We start from the raw sequence: 16134 nt of genomic DNA, 5'->3' as shown, positions 1-16134 counted from the left end.
CTTATTTTTGAACTAATGAAATTGCAGAAGGAGTTATTCATGATGAAAAGAATCGTTACACTCAGTACCCGCAAACTGAAGGATACCGCAAAACACGGCGGATGCGGTGCATGCCAAACATCTTGCCAGTCTGCTTGCAAAACTTCCTGCGGTGTTGCTAACCAGCGCTGTGAAAACGCAATGAACCGATAGGTTCGGATCTTTACCGCCCACTGCTTCTCGCAGATGGGCGACTATTTTTTAGAGGTAAAAGGAGCTCGATTAACAATTATGATTCATCAATATAAACTAAACGGATACAACATCGTGCTAGACACCTACAGTGGCTCGGTACATGTTGTCGACGACCTAGCATTTGAAATGATAGAGCTTTATGAGCATACTTCTGCGAAAGAAATCTTGGCATTGATGCTGAAAAAGTATGAGCACGATTCCGAGATTTCTGAAGGGGACATCCGAGAAACTATCGCGGCGATTGAGGAGCTTAAAAATGATGGGCAGCTCTTTACTGAGGATGAATATGAAGACCTTTCCATTGATTTAAGAAATCGAAAGGCGTATGTCAAGGCGCTCTGCCTCAATGTTGCTCATACCTGTAATCTGTCATGCGACTATTGTTTTGCCAGCCAGGGGAAATACAACGGAGATCGGGCGATTATGAGCTATGAGGTTGGACAAAGAGCTATCGATTTCCTGCTCGAGAATTCCGGTCATCACCGAAACCTAGACATCGACTTTTTCGGCGGGGAACCGCTTATGGCCTGGAGAGTGGTAAAACAGATCGTAGCTTATGCAAGAGGCAAAGAAAAAGAATACAAAAAAAAGTTCCGCTTCACCTTCACGACAAACGGCATGCTGCTGAACGATGAGGTCACCGAGTTTTTAAATCAGGAAATGTATAATGTCGTATTAAGCCTGGATGGTAGAAAAGAAGTTCATGACCGGCTTCGCACTACGGTTACCGGAAAAGGCAGCTACGATCATATTGTTCCGAAGTTCCAGGAATTCGTCCGAAAGCGCGGAGATCAAGAATACTATGTACGAGGAACCTACACTAGTAACAATGTCGATTTCACCAATGATATATTTCATATTGCAGACCTGGGTTTTGATAAAATCTCGATGGAACCAGTCATCTGTGATCCACGGGAACCCTATGCACTTACCGAGAAGGACCTCCCGGAGATTTACAACCAGTACGAAATTCTCGCCAAGGAAATGATCGAGCGTGGTGAGCAAGGCAAGGGATTTACCTTCTATCATTACATGCTTGACCTTTCGGAAGGCCCTTGCATCCAGAAGAGAATTACCGGCTGTGGTTCAGGAACCGAATATCTCGCTGTTACGCCGTGGGGTGAACTTTTCCCTTGCCACCAATTTGTCGGGGATGAAGAGTACAGCATGGGAAACATCTGGGATGGGATCACACGACCTCAATTGCAATGCCAATTTAAAAAGAGCAACTGCTACTCGAAGCTGGAATGCAAGGACTGCTGGGCGAAACTTTACTGCAGCGGCGGCTGTCCTGCCAATGCGCTGCACGCGACGGGTTCCCTGGGCGGAACCTACGACTTCAGCTGTGACATCTTCCGCAAGAGAGTCGAATGTTCCATGATGGTGAAGGTTGCTGAATCCATAAGAGCGATGGAGGGGTAATCTAGCCGGCTCCCCGTTTTTTGTGCCGCCTGATATCTAAAAAAAGAACCCTGCTGATTCCTCATCGGCAGGGTCAAGTCCGTATATATATCAAAGGGGGTTATACATATAAATATACAGAAACTTGTCCGATGAAACATGAAAGAATTCTTATTCCATCATTAAATTTTGCTAAAAGATATAGATTTCTAATGGTGATTAACCATTCAAAAGTCGCTTTTTGTTGTTATGCCTGTCCTTTTTTACATATTCTTGTAATCATCCACATTTTATTGCATATGATTTTTACGTACCATCGTGTTGGCATTGATTTTAAACGGAGGTGTGTGGATGAAGTTAAGAAGCGTCGATAATACCATTGTCGCTCTAATCGGTATCTGGTTTATTATTGCGCCCTGGATTGCGGGCTACTCCGATGACAAGGGAGCGCTTTGGACGAGTGTGATTGTCGGAGCCGTTCAGTTGATTGTATCCTTATGGGCGTTCTCCAGCTCAGGATGGGGTTCCTGGCAAAACTGGATTTCCCTCCTGGCCGGTGCCTGGTTTATTGTGTTTCCGTTTGTTTATTCCGTCGAATCCAATGTGATGTGGAGCAGCATTATCCTCGGCGGAGTAACCGTTCTCCTCAATTTAATCACCCTGTCAGCTAAAGATTAACAACAGAATTGTCTGACCGCCTAAGCAAGACCGCTGTTAGCCAACAGGGGCGTCCATTCACCTGGGTACCGCGCAAGCGTCACAACAAAAAAGAGGGGATCCCGGTCGTTAGAGCAGGGTCCCTTCTTTTTTTACGTATCGTACTTTTTTCTCCGAAGACGATGTATTTTGAGCATGCTCGTTATTGCGTCAGTATTTTTACACAGAAAAAAGAAGCCCCATTATCAGGCCTCTCTTCTCTCCCCTTTGTTATTCAAGAATACCATTTCATTTTTCATTTCTTAAATGTGAAGCGTTTCTTTGGAACGTCCCCGCTGGTCTATTAATCCGGAGTCCCCTTGCTCTCGGTATTTTCTCATCCATACCTTCAATCGGCCGATATCGGCTATTCCCAACGCTTCGGCCACTTCTTTTTTGGTCATTCCTTGAAGACGCATGTCCACAGCCTTCTTCTTGGTATCCAAACTGTAAGTGCAGAAAGTCTGTCCTTTTTTGGCCATCCGTATCACCTCAACTAATTTATCGGCGGATGGCCTCCTTCTTTTCATCCCATTTATAAAATCAGTCCTAAAGGTCCTTGTTTATTTTGGCAAATAAATACATTTTCCTTTGATTTAACACACATCATAGTTACATAGACATGGTATCGTCACTCTGCGGGGAAAATATGAACCTAATCCTTCATCCCGGAGGGATTTAGCATGCTATAATAAAAACGAATATCGACGTACTTTCACAGAAGACAGACCGCTTTTAGCAGAAGTTTTTCTTGCGATATCATGATGCATTTCCAGCGAGGTAATACTTTCTGATATCTTAATAAAAACGAATATCGACCTCATTTATTTTGAAAAACGAGATGGAGTGTTACATAATTTTATGACAGCGCAAACTCTTAGAAATATAGGCATCTTCGCACACGTGGATGCAGGCAAGACGACAACAACAGAGCATATGCTGTACGAAAGTGGTGCCATCCGTGCTCTCGGAAGTGTCGATCAAGGAACCGCACAGACGGATTCACTCGAAATCGAGCGGGAACGCGGCATTTCCGTACGTTCCGCTGCTACATCCCTTATGTGGAAAGGCATTCACATTAACCTGGTTGATACTCCCGGACATGTCGATTTTCTATCGGAAGTCGAACGCTCCATGCGTGTCATGGACGGTGCCATCCTGATTATCTCGGCCGCAGAAGGCGTACAATCCCAGACGGAAACGGTGTGGCATGCCCTGCGGACGATGGGAATTCCCACACTAATTTTCGTCAATAAAATGGATCGCCTCGGCGTTTCCATCGCGCAAGTGATGCAGGACATAAACAGGCTACTTACCGTTCATACCGTCCCCTTGCAGACCCCGCTCGGCGAAGGCGAGGAGTTTACAGGAATTATGCCTGTTTGGAACGGAGAAGCGATTGAAAACGGCTTTGGTTTCACCCCTGGCCTTGTCTTGGAAAAGGTTGCTGATCTGGATGATGACATACTCAGCCGCATCATTGACGAAGAAGAGATTTCATCGACTGAGCTTCATAAAAAACTTCAAGCACTCAGCCGCGAAGCGAAGCTGTTCCCGGTTTGCTTCGGCTCCTCACAGCGTGGGCTTGGAATCCGCGAACTGCTCGATGCGGCAATCGAATATTTGCCTGCCCCTGCAGGCGATGAAATGGAAGCCCTGTCCGGCATCGTTTTTAAAATTGAGCGAGACAAGCAGATGGGACGCACATCATTCGTTCGTCTCTATCGTGGATCCTTGAAGAACAGGGATGCCGTTACGAACCTGACTCGCGAAGTTCAAGAGAAGGTAACGCAAATCCGTAAAATGAACGGCCAAAAATATACCGATCTTGGCCAGCTTCAGGCTGGAGATATTGCGGCCGTGTATGGACTCAGCCAGTCACAGATCGGCGATATTCTCGGCAGCCCCATCGGCATTCCGCCTTCGCCTTCCTTGGCTGTTCCGCTCCTGACCGTTCAAGTTCAAGCCAAGGATGAGTCCCGGTATCAGGAACTTGTAGAAGCTCTACATGAGCTGACCGAGGAAGACCCGCTGCTGGATCTGCAGTGGCTGCAGTCCGAGCGTGAGCTGCATGTTAAAGTCATGGGTGCCATTCAGCTCGAAATCCTTTCCAGCTTGCTGCTCACCCGCTTTGGTCTGGAGGCCCAGTTCAGTCAGCCATCCATCATCTATAAGGAAACGCCGGCTCAAGCCGGAGAAGGCTTCATCGCTTATACCATGCCCAAGCCCTGCTGGGCAATTCTACGTTTTGCCATCGAGCCGCTGCCCCGCGGCAGCGGCCTGATCTACAGCTCGGTAGTGCGCAGCGAGCATCTGCTGTCCAGCTACCAGAACGAAGTGAAGCGACGTGTGCCGGAAGCACTGCAGCAGGGACTGTATGGATGGGAAGTCACCGATCTGAAAGTGACCCTAATCGAAGGTGAACATCATGTATGGCATACCCATCCGCTCGACTTTGTCGTTGCTACGCCAATGGGCATTATGAATGGATTGGCTAGCACAGGAACCACCCTGCTTGAGCCGATGCTTCGCTTCCGGATTACTGTTCCGGAGGAATTCGGAGGCAAAATCCTGAGTGAGCTAGTACAGATGAGAGCAGAGTTCGAAGCTCCCTCCGTCATTCATGGCAGATGCATCATTGAAGGTATCATCCCTGCAGCCACTTCACTGGAATATCCAGTCAGACTCCGCTCGATGACCAGCGGCAAAGGTGTCATGGCTTCCTCATTCTTCGGGTACCAGGCATGTCCGCCGGATGTTCAAGCCGAGCGGAAGCGTCATGGAGTGAATCCGCTGGACCAATCGAAATATATACTTAGTGTACGCAGCGCGTTATCGACATAAAGAGCTTCTATCTTTTTGAAGTCAAATGTTTGAGGAGGACATATATGGGAAAAATTTTCGGATTCGTTCTATTATCGAGGCTGCTGGGAAATCCTTTCCTGGCCATTCTTATTCTACTGGTGATCGTGTATTTGCTAGACCGACGTTTTGTCGGTGTGTTTCCAAGCTTGACCAAGCCGTTTAAACAGATGGGGCAAATCTCCAGACTGCGCACCCAGATCAGCATGAATCCAAATGATGTTTCATCCAAGCATGAGCTGGCAAGATTGCTGATTGACCGTAAAAAAGATGCAGAAGCGCAAAAATTACTCGAGTCGATCGAGTCCCAGTCCGAGGATTCAGCAGAATTCTGGGATGATCTTGGAACCGTGTATTTGCGGCAGGGTCACATCCAGCAAGGCGAAGCCTATATTCTGAAAGCCCTGGAGCTGAATCCGAGAGTGAAATACGGACAACCTTATCTTCGGCTCGCAGAAGTATACAAAAACAGCGACCGTGACAAAGCTGTGGATTACGTGCATCGCTTTCAGGATATCCAGTCCTCCTCCTGCGAAGGGTATTACCTGCTTGGCATGATGTATAAGTCACTCGACAGAAAAGATGACGCCAAGGCTGCCTTTCAGGAATCGATCGACATCTACCGCTCGCTTCCCAAATACAAAAAGCGGCAGGAACGGAAATGGGCTGTTCGCAGCATGATGAAGAAATAAATCGATCCGATAGGAGCGCTGATGGCCTCCATAAAAAACAGACCTCTGAGGGTCTGTTTTCATCGTTCTTTCCATTGCTTACGCACCTTATGCCAGCGGATAGTATCCCATTCGATTTAAGTGGTCAGCGATGACTTTATAGCCCCTGCCATTCGGATGAAGATGATCGAGGGACAGCAGCTCTTTTTCGCGTCCGTAAAAGGATGAGAAAATATTGGCCGCAGCATATCCCGCACCCCAATGTCCGCTGATATAGCTGTTGAACTGCTGAACCCACAGCGTCGCCGCCTCCACCTGCGGGTAGGGGTTATACAGTCCCACCGCGCGCACTATATAAGGAGAACTTCTGCCTGATTTGAGCTGGTTAATGGTTTGCATAATCCCTGAGAAATTGGATTGGCACTGAGAGAGCGCTTTGTTGAAATGCTGTGTGATATTTTGTGGTGGTGCGCTTTTCGCAGCTCTTATTAAATCATTGCCACCGATCGAAATGGTGATGATCTTCGCTTCCTTTAGTGAATTACGAAGGTGTGCGCTGCGCTTCATATTTGCGTACAATTGGGATGAAGTTAGCCCGTTGATGCCGAAGTTCTCATGCGATACAAACTCACCGAGTTTCCGTTCCGCCATGCTCCGGTATACCGGTACAAAGCCGTTTCCCGGCATGGCTCCAAAGCCGACCGTCAACGAATCCCCGACTGCCGTATATGGAATTGCCATAACCTTCTCTCCCTCCAACGTGTCCTCGTTCATATCAGTGTATGAAAGGGGTCGGGAAGAGGTAAGGGACAATGACTCCGGTCAGCTTCAGAATTTATGAAAATCAATAACTGTCTATGTCAGCCAACCTGCTGGAGTGCATCCATAAACTTTTTCATCGCAGTAAGACCTGAATCCGCAGAAGGTTGCCAGAGTTTCAACTCTTCGTCTTTACCTTGGATGTAAAGTCTGATTTTGTCCTTCAGCACAGCGCTGTAGTCACGTTTCCCCGTAGATTCCCGCTTCATCGCTAGGAGCAGCTCCTCCCAATTAAGCGGGTTGTTATACATCATCCGGTCAGGATATTTTGCTGCCAGCTGAATTCCTTCATCCAGTGAGTCGCCCATGAATAGATGCAGTGCCAGGTAAGTACCGATAAATCGGTGACTCGAGTCGTTTTCGACTGACTCTTTAAAATACACAGCAGCCTCATCGGGTTTTTCCTGCTTCATAAGGGCGATCCCATGCTTACCATCTGAATAGCTGTTGTCCTTCATTCGGCTCACAGACTTCACAAGTGTATAGTAACGGTTATAGTTATTCCAATCTGCCTGTTTAAAATAATAATCGGAGAGCCAATTGTAATACACATCCGTAGGATACAGCTCAACCAGCCGCTCCAGAATTTCGACCTGCTGGGCTTCCAAAGCTTTTTTCGTATCGGTATCCGCCTTGCCATCTCCCCGAATCAGCATCATTTTCCCCTCAAGGACCGTCAGCATCATATGCAGGGCATGCATATCCGTCGGGTCACGGTCGGCATCCGCTTTGTACATGGCCTCCGCCTTATCCAGCTTGCCGCTAAGCAGCGTCTTGTCAGCATCTGTCATCTTCCGTTCCTTCAAATAGAAGAAGGGTAGATTTCCCGTCAAGTCATTGCTCAAGCGGTATCCGTCGCTTCGCGTCAGCAGTTTGCCGTCAGCACTGTATGCTTCGACGCCCCATGAAAATTGGTTCTTCGTATTGGCATACCCGAGCAAGGACAGCGGATCGAGCTGCACCTTTTCGTTTCCGTTCGAATAGGAGGATACACCCGATATTTGGTCATACAAGTCCTGGACAGGAATTTGTACCCGGGAGGTGACAATGCCTTGTTTGACCGTACGACTGGATGAACCTGATTTCAGTTTCATGCCTACATTCAGATTATAGTATGCGGCACCCGCCACGGGTTCCCACTCAAAAGTCAGCGCTTTATCCCTTATAACCTCTTCGTTGACAGGGAACTTCAGCTTCATCAGCGGCTGAAAGACGACATTTTCCTGAACTTTGGCCTGCCCCTTCAGATCGATCCAGCCGTCATCCGCAAGCACAGGCCAAGTCCATCCATTGATCTGGCTAATATTGAGCCCCAGATACAGCTTATAGCTTCCGGGAAGCACACCTTCAAACGAGTATTCGCCATGTTCATTGGTCATGGTTTGATAAGGCTCCGATTCATTGATACTGTGGTTGTCATCTTCCTGCCTCCGCAGAAATACGCCTGCATAAGCGACCGGCTCCCCATTGGATTTGGTTATGGTGCCAGTAACCTCCGTCAGAGCCTTCTTCCCGCCGGAAGTGAGCTTGCTCAAACGATTCTGGATCTCCATAAGCTGATCCGTATACAAATTGTGTACACGTTCATCGGTAGTCTGCTTTTGCTGCTGCTCCATCTTGGTCTGGATCCATTTCAGCACTTCAGGAGCTTTCCCTTTGACCAAGGCATACTGCGCCAGATATTCAGATAGTTGTGCCATGGTATCTGGATTGACCTGATTTTTATTCTCCTGGATCAGTTTTTCGCTTAGCTGAAGCAGTTCGTCGTATTGTCCTTGCTCTGCGGCCAGTTTGACCTGCATAAAGATCAGTTCATTCCTTGCATAGGTGTATTGGGTAATGTGCAGGCGTTCCAGGGCATTTTCCAGCATTTGCGAAGCCTTATCCCATTGTCCCGAACCCTCATAATAATAGGCCAGCAGCTTCGCCGCTGTGCTGACATCCGGATCCGAGCTTCCTGACTGTACATAGAACTCCAGATAAGGAACCATCTCTTTCAGATTGAATTCCGGCCGGGTATCCACCTCCATGGATCGTCCGCTGAACATGGTTCCGCCCGGGCCAATATAAACATCGTACATACGGGGCAAGTTGCTGCTACGATCATTCAGCATATGTTCCTCAATCAGCTTCAGCTTCTCGTCCGGCTTGGCCGCGTCAATGCTGCGTAAGATTTCCTCTTTTTTCTCCGCATCCGCCTGCCTTGAGCCCCGGTCTGCTTCTGCCATCCTCTGAGCAGGTGATGTCCCGTAATTTAAACCGACAATAAGCACCAGGAAGAGACCCAGAATATAGACTACATGCTTAACTTTGATCCGGATTTTCAATTCGGGCCAGCCTCCTTTCAAATTCGTCCTTCCAATAAAAGCTGCCTCCCGTTTCAATCAATTCGCGCTGCTTTGCTTCACCGGAAACAGGGGCTTGTTTGGGCTCCCGAACCGCATGATATAGGTATACCGCCGTCAATAGCAGCGCAATCGCAGTCCCCAGCGGAATTACTGGGAGCTCCAGCTCTTTATTCCAAAAGGAACGCAAACGGTCCTTTAAAGTCGAGGGATGGGTTCTCCGGATGACCTCGGCCTGCTTACCAAACTGAAGGCCGGAGAGCTCCCAGTCAAGTTCTTGTTTCACATTTGACTCCCCTTGATCCATTCGATGTCCCCCTCCTTCTCCAAAGTCTGTCTTAGAGCATGCCGGCCTCTGGCAAGTCTGGCCTTGACCGTATTGCTGTTCAGATTCAAATGCTCCGCGATTTCATTAACACTCCATTCCTGAAAATAATGAAGCGTAATCACTTCGCGGTAGATGTAGCTTAAAGGGTTCTCTGTCTCATGCGGCAGCGGTTCACGACGATCCGGATAAGCCAACTTTTGAGCTTCATATCGTCCTTTAGCTGCCTGATCCGCTCAAAAGCGAGTACAAAGCTATCCTGTACGGCTTCTTCAGCCTCATGCCGGTCCCGCAGCAGCAAATAAGCGGTACGCAGCAGATCATTTCCATATAACCGCATCAGCTGTCGAAGCGCTTCCTCATCCTTTTGTTTCAGTCCAGGTATGATATCCAGTCCGGCTTCCTCCCCCCTGCTATAATGATGCATGAAAATGGTGTTTGGTTGCATTTTTTTTCAAAAAGAAAACAAAAAAAGACGGCTTCCAAAGGAAGCCATCTCATGCTGCCGCTGCTGATGACGGAGCTTTTTTCTTAGTTCTCATCTTCTTCGTTTTCTACCTCATAGACACAGCGGAAGCGTTCGATTCCCGGGTACTGCTCGCCCAAACTGCTGACGACAAATCCGAGATTCCGGTAAAAATCCACGGCCTCCTCGTCTGTTTCCGCGATCACCCGTTCCGGCTTCTCCTTGGTCATGATCTCCAGGATCATTCCTCTTCCGTAGCCAAGCCCGCGATTTTCCGGTATGACCGCGATATGGCGGAGAATGACCTCGCTTCCCGATTTCTCATATCCGGTTAATCCAACCAGCAGTTCTCCGTCTTCATAGCCGTACAGCTGCCAGTCTTCGTTGCTTTCGTATTCGCGTATGGTCTTCTCGACCGATTGGTCATCCGGGAACACCGCATAAGAAAACAGCTCGGCAACCTCCGGTTTGTATATGTATGACTTTATGTTCAATAGCATCATTTATAACCTCCACATCTTCTTGCTCCTGAGAGCTTTCGTTCCGTTAATGTAACCTTTCGGGCGGAGAATTTCAACCCTCTGCAATCAACTCATAAGCTGCGGGCATGAATGTCATGCTAACTTTTGTGTTTTTCAATCTCACTATACCCACTCCGTTTCATTTTTCCAGCATATGATAATCCATATATTTGATTATGGAGATGATCAAATGACAGCCCCAATTGATGTGTTAATCCCAGCGATTGAGAAAGATCTAGCGACACTCCCCCATGTCATTGATGGAGTGAGGAAGTATGTAAAGCACCCTATCCGCGAAATCATGATTGTGGCTCCGCGGAAGCAAAGAATTCTTGATCTTTGTTTGAAAAAAGGGTGTAGATTCGTCCATGAAGATACGGTTCTGCCAATAACGAAGAAGGACATCCATTATCAATCCAAAACGTGGGATCGGTCTGGGTGGCTTTATCAGCAGCTGCTTAAGCTGGGCGGCGATAAGTTGTGCTCATCAAAGTACTATTTGGTTATTGATGCCGATACCGTGCTCATTCGTCCGCACGTCTTCAGGGTCGGCGACAAGACCGTGTTTTTCTGCAGAAACTGGAGTCAGGGCGAATACTTCACTACGTATAAAAAATTGATGGGAAAAGGCCGCTCCTCTCGATTATCCTTCGTTACCCATTACATGTTGTTTGAGAAATCAAAAGTAAAGCAGTTAAAGCAAGCGATTGAGTCTAAACATAACACAAGCTGGTACTCCGCAATTATAAGAAGTATGAATAAATCCAAGCAATTTGCTTTCTCTGAATTTGAAACGTATGGAAATTATCTTTATTCGTCTACGCCCGGGAAGATGATTCTGAAGCAAGCAAACAACAAGAGCTTACATTTGAGTTTTCCTCAAATTTCACCTTCCAAGATGTCTTCTCTGACAAAAACATATCGATCCATTTCTTTTCACAAACGTAAAGGGTATCTTAAATCTTCTAAGATGATAACCAAATGAAGCCTTATTATGTTGTCTGGAAGGGACCCGTCCACAAATTAAGCGGACTTGGCCGTGCCAGTAGAGCGTATGCACAATCTCTAAAGCGGCAGGGTGTAGCCGTTAGTATAGGTGCCTCAAACCATCGTATAAACGACTCCCAAGGCAAAAAGGCGCTAATTTATCACCATATTCCTAGTAGCATCGAGTGGAAGAAAGAGCGCAGTATGTATGATTTCATTATTTTGAATACCGTTTGGGAAACAAGTAGGACCCCCCAAAGCTGGCTTTCCCATATGAACAAATTTGATGCGATTTGTGTACCCTCCCAGCATAATAAGAGGGCACTAATGAGAAGCGGTGTGAAAGTCCCGATTTTCATTGTTCCCCATGGCGTAGACACCAAGGAGTTTCATCCGAACAATAAGAAGATGCTTTTGCCGAGTGCGGCAGGCAAGTTTACGTTCGTATCTGTATTCGGCTTTCAGCATCGCAAAAATCCGGAGGGTTTGCTAAAAGCTTACTGGGAGGAGTTCTCCTCTAAGGATAACGTCATTCTTGTGATCAAAACGAACGGATATGCGGCTCAAGAGAACGAGAAATGGATTCAACAAAAAATATGGCAATACAAAAAAAGACTGGGAATTCAAAAAGATACAGCCCCTGTTGTCATTCTGGGCCGCCATCTCAGTGAAAGCCAGCAAAAAGGTTTGTATACGCTCGCCGATGCCTTCGTCCTCCCCACTCGTGGCGAGGGTGTCGGACTGCCTTTTTTAGAAGCTTTGGCGAGCGGCGTACCGGTCATCGCTACAGGTTGGGGCGGGCAAATGGATTTCCTTTCGCCGGGTAACTCGTTCCTGATTCCGTACCAGCTGAGGAGCCCGTCAAGCAGCATGAACAGCGCCATCTCGAGAAAGTTCAGCAACCTGTTTGTGCAAAAGGGACAACTTTGGGCGGAACCGGATCTGAACAGCTTGAAAAAGAACATGAGGAAAGCATATGAAAATCCCGAGCTTTGCAAACGAAAAGGACTCCAAGGGAGAAGAGATGTGCTTCGCTTATCCTGGGATCGGGCGGGGGTGTTAATGAAGCATGCGGTTGAAGAAGTAATTGGGGCCAAGAAAAATAAGGATGAAGGGTGATGTTCCCCTAGGAAGGAGTATTTAGCTTGCGAATTGTACTATTGTGCGGGGGATCTGGAAAAAGACTATGGCCTTTATCTAACGAGATTCGTTCCAAGGTGTTTCTTCGGCTTTTGAAATCCGAAGATGGAGTCAGAGAATCGATGATTGAACGGATATGCAGACAATTGGATGAAGTGGGACTGCTTCAATCCACGTGTATCGTCACTCATCACAGTCAAGTGGAAATTACGCGTAACTATGTTGGTGAGAACATCCCTATTATAAGCGAACCTTATAAAAGGGGAACTTTCACAGCCGTCGCTTTAGCTGCAAGTTATCTTCATGAGAAGCTGCAAGTAGATCCAAATGAAACGATTTGTATTCTTCCGGTGGATACTTACGTAGATACTCCGTTTTTCCGGCTGCTCCATCACTTTCCGGGTGTCCTTTCACGTTCTAAGGCAGATCTTGCTCTTCTCGGAACAAAGCCTACTTATCCTTCTGATCAGTTCGGCTATATCGTTCCCGTTCTGCCCAAGGAGAATGACGAATATTCTTTCATCCACCAGTTCGTAGAAAAGCCTAATGAGCAAACGGCCAGTCGCTTAATCGAGCATCACGCGATGTGGAACTGCGGTGTATTTGCATTCCCCTTGAGATTCATGCTGACGTATTTGAAGGCCAAGGGGCATCCTCTCCAAGTTGAGCATTGGCTGGCTAATTACGAACAACTTCCAAATGCCAGCTTCGATCAGGAAGTCGTTGAGGTCACACTGCCTGCCGTTGTTATGGGGTATAAAGGATATTGGACTGATCTGGGGAGCTGGATGGCGCTAAGCGGTCATTTTGAGGATCGGGTGATCGGATCAGGGCGAATATCGGATGATTCCACTAATACCCATCTCATTAACGAACTTCCCTATTTCATTGAAATTATTGGTGTCCCGGATACCATTGTTGCGGCAAGCTCTGATGGCATTTTGATCGCTAACAAGGATAAAGCCAATCGAATCAAGGAAAGGCTCCCACAAGTGCCACAGATTCCAATGTATGAGGAGAAAAGATGGGGCTCCTATCAGATCCTGAATTATTGGAAAGATGAAAAAGGAAATGAAGCCATGATCAAGAAAGTGAAGCTCACCCAAGGAAAATATACGAGCTATCACCAGCATCTCAAACGGCAAGAAATCGTGACGATTGTGATGGGCAGCGCGGAGATCCTAATGGAGGATAGACTATATAAGCTGCAGGCGGGCGATGTTTTACAAATTCCAGCTGGCATCAAGCATGGTATAAAGGCAGTTACCGATCTTGAGCTGATGGAAGTCCTGCTCGGTAAGGAACTCGCTCAAGAAGATATCACTCGATTCGTAATAGACTGGTAGTTTGAATGGTAATAAATATACATTTATATATAATTCTCTTAAAAAGCAGCCCTCATGGGCTGCTTTTGCGTGATGTTCATTGATCGAAATTCTGAAACACAACAACGGCGTTATGCCCGCCAAAACCGAAGGAATTCGATATACCGATGCGAACATTCTTCTCCCTAGCTTCATTCGGCACCACATCCAAATCGCACGCCGTATCGCGTTCCTCCTGATTGATCGTCGGAGGAATGAGGCCATGCTGAATCATCTGTACCATGGCGATCGCCTGCGCTCCGCCGGAAGCTCCAAACATATGACCCAGCATAGATTTATGCGCGGTTACCGGAATCCGGTAAGCTTCTTCGCCGAAGAGGCGTTTGATGGCTTCCATTTCAGACCGGTCTCCCACCTGCGTACTTGTCGCATGGGCGCTGATGACATCCACCTGTCCAGGCTCCACGCCTGCTTCCTTAAGCGCCAGCTTCATGGCCTGATAGGCTCCTCTGCCTTCCGGATGGGAGGCTACGACATGATAGGCGTCGGATGTCGCTCCGTATCCGGTAACCTCCGCATAAATCCGGGCTCCGCGGCTCAGCGCATGGGTTAAGCTCTCGAGCACCAGAATCCCGGCTCCTTCCGCCATCACGAAACCGTCTCGACCGGCATCGAATGGCCGGCTTGCGAGTGCCGGGTCGCCATCCCAAGTAGAGAGAGCGGTCGCATTGCCGAAGCTCGCCATCGAAATTTCCGTAATGGCCGCTTCTGCACCGCCGACGATAATGACATCCGCGCCGCCGGCGCGGATCAGCCGGAACGCCTCCCCGATCGCTGTATTCCCGATCGAGCATGCTGTAACGGGTGATAATGTCGGTCCCTGCGCACCGGTATGAATGCTGATCATGGCTGCAGCCATGTTGGAGAGCATCATCGGCACGAGCAGAGGACTGATCCGGGATGCTCCCCGGGTGCGCAGAAGCTCTTCCTGTTCAAGCAAGGTCGAAATACCTCCGATCCCGGAACCGACATATACGCCCATCCGCTCTTTATCCACCTGATCCAATGCGAGTCCCGCATCCTGAATCGCATCTTCGGCCGCAGCCATGGCAAACTGGCAGAAGCGGTCCATACGCCGCGCTTCCTTCTTGCCGAAGCGCGCGTCCGCATCGAAATCATGAATCACTCCCGCTATATGGGTTTTCATATGTGAAGTATCCCAGGAATTGATCCGTGAGATCCCCGATTTACCCTGCAGCATAGCATTCCAGAACGTTGAAACATCATTGCCGAGTGGCGAGACCACTCCGGTACCTGTAATCACGACTCTTTCCATAACTTGGTTCCTCCCTTGTATTTCCGTTATGGAAATATTTTTTCACAGCCGTTATCCTATTACAAGTTGTTGTTTATACTAGTATAATGAATACTATGTTGAACCTTTGGGTTATTATCAGATGGAAAGGTGGGATCTTTTTTCATGAACCGGGACAGCCGATTGCAGGCCCTCTCCGCTTTTCTTACTTCGCAGCGCGCCAAGATTCAACCGGAATCCGTAGGTCTACCGCCAGGAATCCGCAGACGGACACCCGGGCTCCGCAGAGAGGAAGTTGCCCAGCTCGCAGGAGTCAGCAGTACTTGGTATACCTGGCTCGAACAAGGACGGGACATTAGCGTATCTTCCTCTGTCCTGGACTGCATCGCCTCTGCGCTGCAGCTGACCGCCGATGAGCGTAAATATCTGTTTTCGCTCGCCATGGAGACGCCCAGCACAAGCCTGAATCAGCATGAGGAGCCGAAGATCAGTCCTTCGCTGCAAAAAATGGTGGACGAGCTTCATTACTGCCCCACGATCATTTCCGACCGCCACTGCCAGATCGTGGGCTGGAATCAGGCGGCATCCCACGTGTTTCTTGAATTCGACCGTATTCCACCGGATCAGCGGAACATGATTCGTCTTCTCTTCACCCGTAAGGAGTTCCGCCGCCTGGCCGTCAACTGGGAGCATTTTGTGATGGGCTTCCTCTCCATCTTCCGCTCCTATTATGGACAGTATGTAGATGACTCATGGTATGAGGGATTTTTACGGGAAATGGAACAGATCGATCCGGAATTTCTGCCTTTATGGAAACACAGCCAAGTAAGCAGCGCGCCTGAGGTCGTCATCGAATTCCGGCATGCCAAAATGGGAAAAATGCTCTTTGATCTGACTTCACTACAGGTTCAGGGCAGTGCCGATCTCCGCTGCAGTGTGTACACGCCGGCATCCGGCTCTTCAACAGAAGGAAAGCTTAGAAGACTGATGAATAAAACGGCGGATGAATGACATTGAAATGGGGTGG

The 16134-nt window shown here is 48.1% G+C and carries 17 protein-coding genes; 9 read left to right on the top strand and 8 right to left on the bottom strand.

The window, feature by feature from the left end:
• Window positions 1–42: 42 nt before the first annotated feature.
• The 3 genes from scfA to MUG84_RS02155 all read left to right on the top strand — a co-directional run bounded on the left by scfA (window position 43) and on the right by MUG84_RS02155 (window position 2313).
• Window positions 43–192 carry a six-cysteine ranthipeptide SCIFF gene (gene scfA / locus MUG84_RS02165; RefSeq protein ID WP_244720890.1) on the top strand — a complete coding sequence of 50 codons (150 nt, stop codon included), beginning with the start codon at window positions 43–45 and terminating at the stop codon, window positions 190–192.
• 78 nt (window positions 193–270) lie between these two features.
• Window positions 271–1656 carry a thioether cross-link-forming SCIFF peptide maturase gene (gene scfB, locus MUG84_RS02160; RefSeq protein WP_244718942.1) on the top strand — a complete coding sequence of 462 codons (1386 nt, stop codon included), beginning with the start codon at window positions 271–273 and terminating at the stop codon, window positions 1654–1656.
• Window positions 1657–1986: 330 nt separating this feature from the next.
• A complete protein-coding gene (locus MUG84_RS02155) occupies window positions 1987–2313 on the top strand; it encodes an SPW repeat protein (protein WP_244718939.1) in 327 nt (108 codons plus the stop codon).
• 281 nt (window positions 2314–2594) lie between these two features.
• On the opposite strand, the gene MUG84_RS02150 is transcribed toward MUG84_RS02155, so the two are convergent.
• A complete protein-coding gene (locus tag MUG84_RS02150; RefSeq protein WP_244718935.1) occupies window positions 2595–2813 on the bottom strand; it encodes a helix-turn-helix domain-containing protein in 219 nt (72 codons plus the stop codon).
• A 379-nt stretch (window positions 2814–3192) separates the two neighbouring features.
• Between MUG84_RS02150 and MUG84_RS02145 the strand changes: the two genes are divergently transcribed.
• Together MUG84_RS02145 and MUG84_RS02140 are read left to right on the top strand one after the other, a co-directional pair.
• The gene (locus tag MUG84_RS02145) at window positions 3193–5175 is read left to right on the top strand and encodes a GTP-binding protein (RefSeq protein ID WP_244718916.1); all 1983 of its coding nucleotides are present in this window, start codon (window positions 3193–3195) and stop codon (window positions 5173–5175) included.
• 44 nt (window positions 5176–5219) lie between these two features.
• Complete coding sequence (locus tag MUG84_RS02140; protein WP_244718912.1) at window positions 5220–5885, top strand: tetratricopeptide repeat protein; 666 nt, start codon at window positions 5220–5222, stop codon at window positions 5883–5885.
• An 87-nt stretch (window positions 5886–5972) separates the two neighbouring features.
• Here MUG84_RS02140 and MUG84_RS02135 read toward each other — a convergent pair whose 3' ends face one another.
• The 6 genes from MUG84_RS02135 to MUG84_RS02115 form a co-directional block, all read right to left on the bottom strand.
• Window positions 5973–6605: an SGNH/GDSL hydrolase family protein gene (locus MUG84_RS02135; protein WP_244718908.1), complete on the bottom strand. Its 633-nt coding sequence runs from the start codon at window positions 6603–6605 to the stop codon at window positions 5973–5975.
• A gap of 119 nt (window positions 6606–6724) precedes the next feature.
• The gene (locus tag MUG84_RS02130) at window positions 6725–9010 is read right to left on the bottom strand and encodes a carboxypeptidase-like regulatory domain-containing protein (protein WP_244718905.1); all 2286 of its coding nucleotides are present in this window, start codon (window positions 9008–9010) and stop codon (window positions 6725–6727) included.
• Complete coding sequence (locus MUG84_RS02125) at window positions 8988–9314, bottom strand: hypothetical protein (protein ID WP_244718902.1); 327 nt, start codon at window positions 9312–9314, stop codon at window positions 8988–8990. Before MUG84_RS02125 ends, MUG84_RS02130 begins: the two co-directional genes overlap by 23 nt.
• The gene (locus tag MUG84_RS27425) at window positions 9311–9550 is read right to left on the bottom strand and encodes an RNA polymerase sigma factor (protein WP_342346088.1); all 240 of its coding nucleotides are present in this window, start codon (window positions 9548–9550) and stop codon (window positions 9311–9313) included. Before MUG84_RS27425 ends, MUG84_RS02125 begins: the two co-directional genes overlap by 4 nt.
• Window positions 9496–9801 (bottom strand): RNA polymerase sigma factor, encoded by a 306-nt coding sequence (locus MUG84_RS27420; protein WP_342346087.1) that lies wholly within the window; start codon window positions 9799–9801, stop codon window positions 9496–9498. Before MUG84_RS27420 ends, MUG84_RS27425 begins: the two co-directional genes overlap by 55 nt.
• An 83-nt stretch (window positions 9802–9884) precedes the next feature.
• Entirely contained in the window at window positions 9885–10322 is a 438-nt protein-coding gene (locus MUG84_RS02115) for a GNAT family N-acetyltransferase (protein WP_342346086.1), read from the bottom strand.
• A 208-nt stretch (window positions 10323–10530) separates the two neighbouring features.
• On the opposite strand from MUG84_RS02115, the gene MUG84_RS02110 reads away from it, so the two are divergent.
• The 3 genes from MUG84_RS02110 to MUG84_RS02100 all read left to right on the top strand — a co-directional run bounded on the left by MUG84_RS02110 (window position 10531) and on the right by MUG84_RS02100 (window position 13813).
• Window positions 10531–11325, top strand: a complete 795-nt coding sequence (locus MUG84_RS02110; RefSeq protein WP_244718899.1) for a DUF6492 family protein — start codon at window positions 10531–10533, stop codon at window positions 11323–11325.
• Window positions 11326–11654: 329 nt separating this feature from the next.
• A complete protein-coding gene (locus MUG84_RS02105; protein ID WP_244718896.1) occupies window positions 11655–12446 on the top strand; it encodes a glycosyltransferase family 4 protein in 792 nt (263 codons plus the stop codon).
• A gap of 26 nt (window positions 12447–12472) precedes the next feature.
• Window positions 12473–13813 (top strand): sugar phosphate nucleotidyltransferase, encoded by a 1341-nt coding sequence (locus tag MUG84_RS02100; protein WP_244718893.1) that lies wholly within the window; start codon window positions 12473–12475, stop codon window positions 13811–13813.
• 76 nt (window positions 13814–13889) lie between these two features.
• Here MUG84_RS02100 and fabF read toward each other — a convergent pair whose 3' ends face one another.
• On the bottom strand, window positions 13890–15128 hold the full coding sequence (gene fabF, locus MUG84_RS02095; protein ID WP_244718890.1) for a beta-ketoacyl-ACP synthase II: 1239 nt from the start codon (window positions 15126–15128) through the stop codon (window positions 13890–13892).
• Window positions 15129–15272: 144 nt separating this feature from the next.
• Between fabF and MUG84_RS02090 the strand changes: the two genes are divergently transcribed.
• Entirely contained in the window at window positions 15273–16118 is an 846-nt protein-coding gene (locus MUG84_RS02090) for a helix-turn-helix transcriptional regulator (protein ID WP_244718868.1), read from the top strand.
• The last annotated feature ends 16 nt before the right edge of the window (window positions 16119–16134 follow it).

It is taken from the genome of Paenibacillus mangrovi, from assembly GCF_022898935.1.
Taxonomy (GTDB): domain Bacteria; phylum Bacillota; class Bacilli; order Paenibacillales; family Paenibacillaceae; genus Paenibacillus_AQ; species Paenibacillus_AQ mangrovi.
The sequence above is the reverse complement of the archived record's forward strand: the minus strand, read 5'-3'. Positions and strand labels throughout refer to the sequence as shown.

Excerpts from the sequence above, each read along its gene's own strand:
- scfA (WP_244720890.1), top strand. The coding sequence starts at position 43 with ATGAAAAGAATCGTTACACTCAGTACCCGCAAACTGAAGGATACCGCA.
- scfB (WP_244718942.1), top strand. The coding sequence starts at position 271 with ATGATTCATCAATATAAACTAAACGGATACAACATCGTGCTAGACACC.
- MUG84_RS02155 (WP_244718939.1), top strand. The coding sequence starts at position 1,987 with ATGAAGTTAAGAAGCGTCGATAATACCATTGTCGCTCTAATCGGTATC.
- MUG84_RS02150 (WP_244718935.1), bottom strand. The coding sequence starts at position 2,813 with ATGGCCAAAAAAGGACAGACTTTCTGCACTTACAGTTTGGATACCAAG.
- MUG84_RS02145 (WP_244718916.1), top strand. The coding sequence starts at position 3,193 with ATGACAGCGCAAACTCTTAGAAATATAGGCATCTTCGCACACGTGGAT.
- MUG84_RS02140 (WP_244718912.1), top strand. The coding sequence starts at position 5,220 with ATGGGAAAAATTTTCGGATTCGTTCTATTATCGAGGCTGCTGGGAAAT.
- MUG84_RS02135 (WP_244718908.1), bottom strand. The coding sequence starts at position 6,605 with ATGGCAATTCCATATACGGCAGTCGGGGATTCGTTGACGGTCGGCTTT.
- MUG84_RS27420 (WP_342346087.1), bottom strand. The coding sequence starts at position 9,801 with ATGCAACCAAACACCATTTTCATGCATCATTATAGCAGGGGGGAGGAA.
- MUG84_RS02115 (WP_342346086.1), bottom strand. The coding sequence starts at position 10,322 with ATGATGCTATTGAACATAAAGTCATACATATACAAACCGGAGGTTGCC.
- MUG84_RS02110 (WP_244718899.1), top strand. The coding sequence starts at position 10,531 with ATGACAGCCCCAATTGATGTGTTAATCCCAGCGATTGAGAAAGATCTA.
- MUG84_RS02105 (WP_244718896.1), top strand. The coding sequence starts at position 11,655 with ATGAGAAGCGGTGTGAAAGTCCCGATTTTCATTGTTCCCCATGGCGTA.
- fabF (WP_244718890.1), bottom strand. The coding sequence starts at position 15,128 with ATGGAAAGAGTCGTGATTACAGGTACCGGAGTGGTCTCGCCACTCGGC.
- MUG84_RS02090 (WP_244718868.1), top strand. The coding sequence starts at position 15,273 with ATGAACCGGGACAGCCGATTGCAGGCCCTCTCCGCTTTTCTTACTTCG.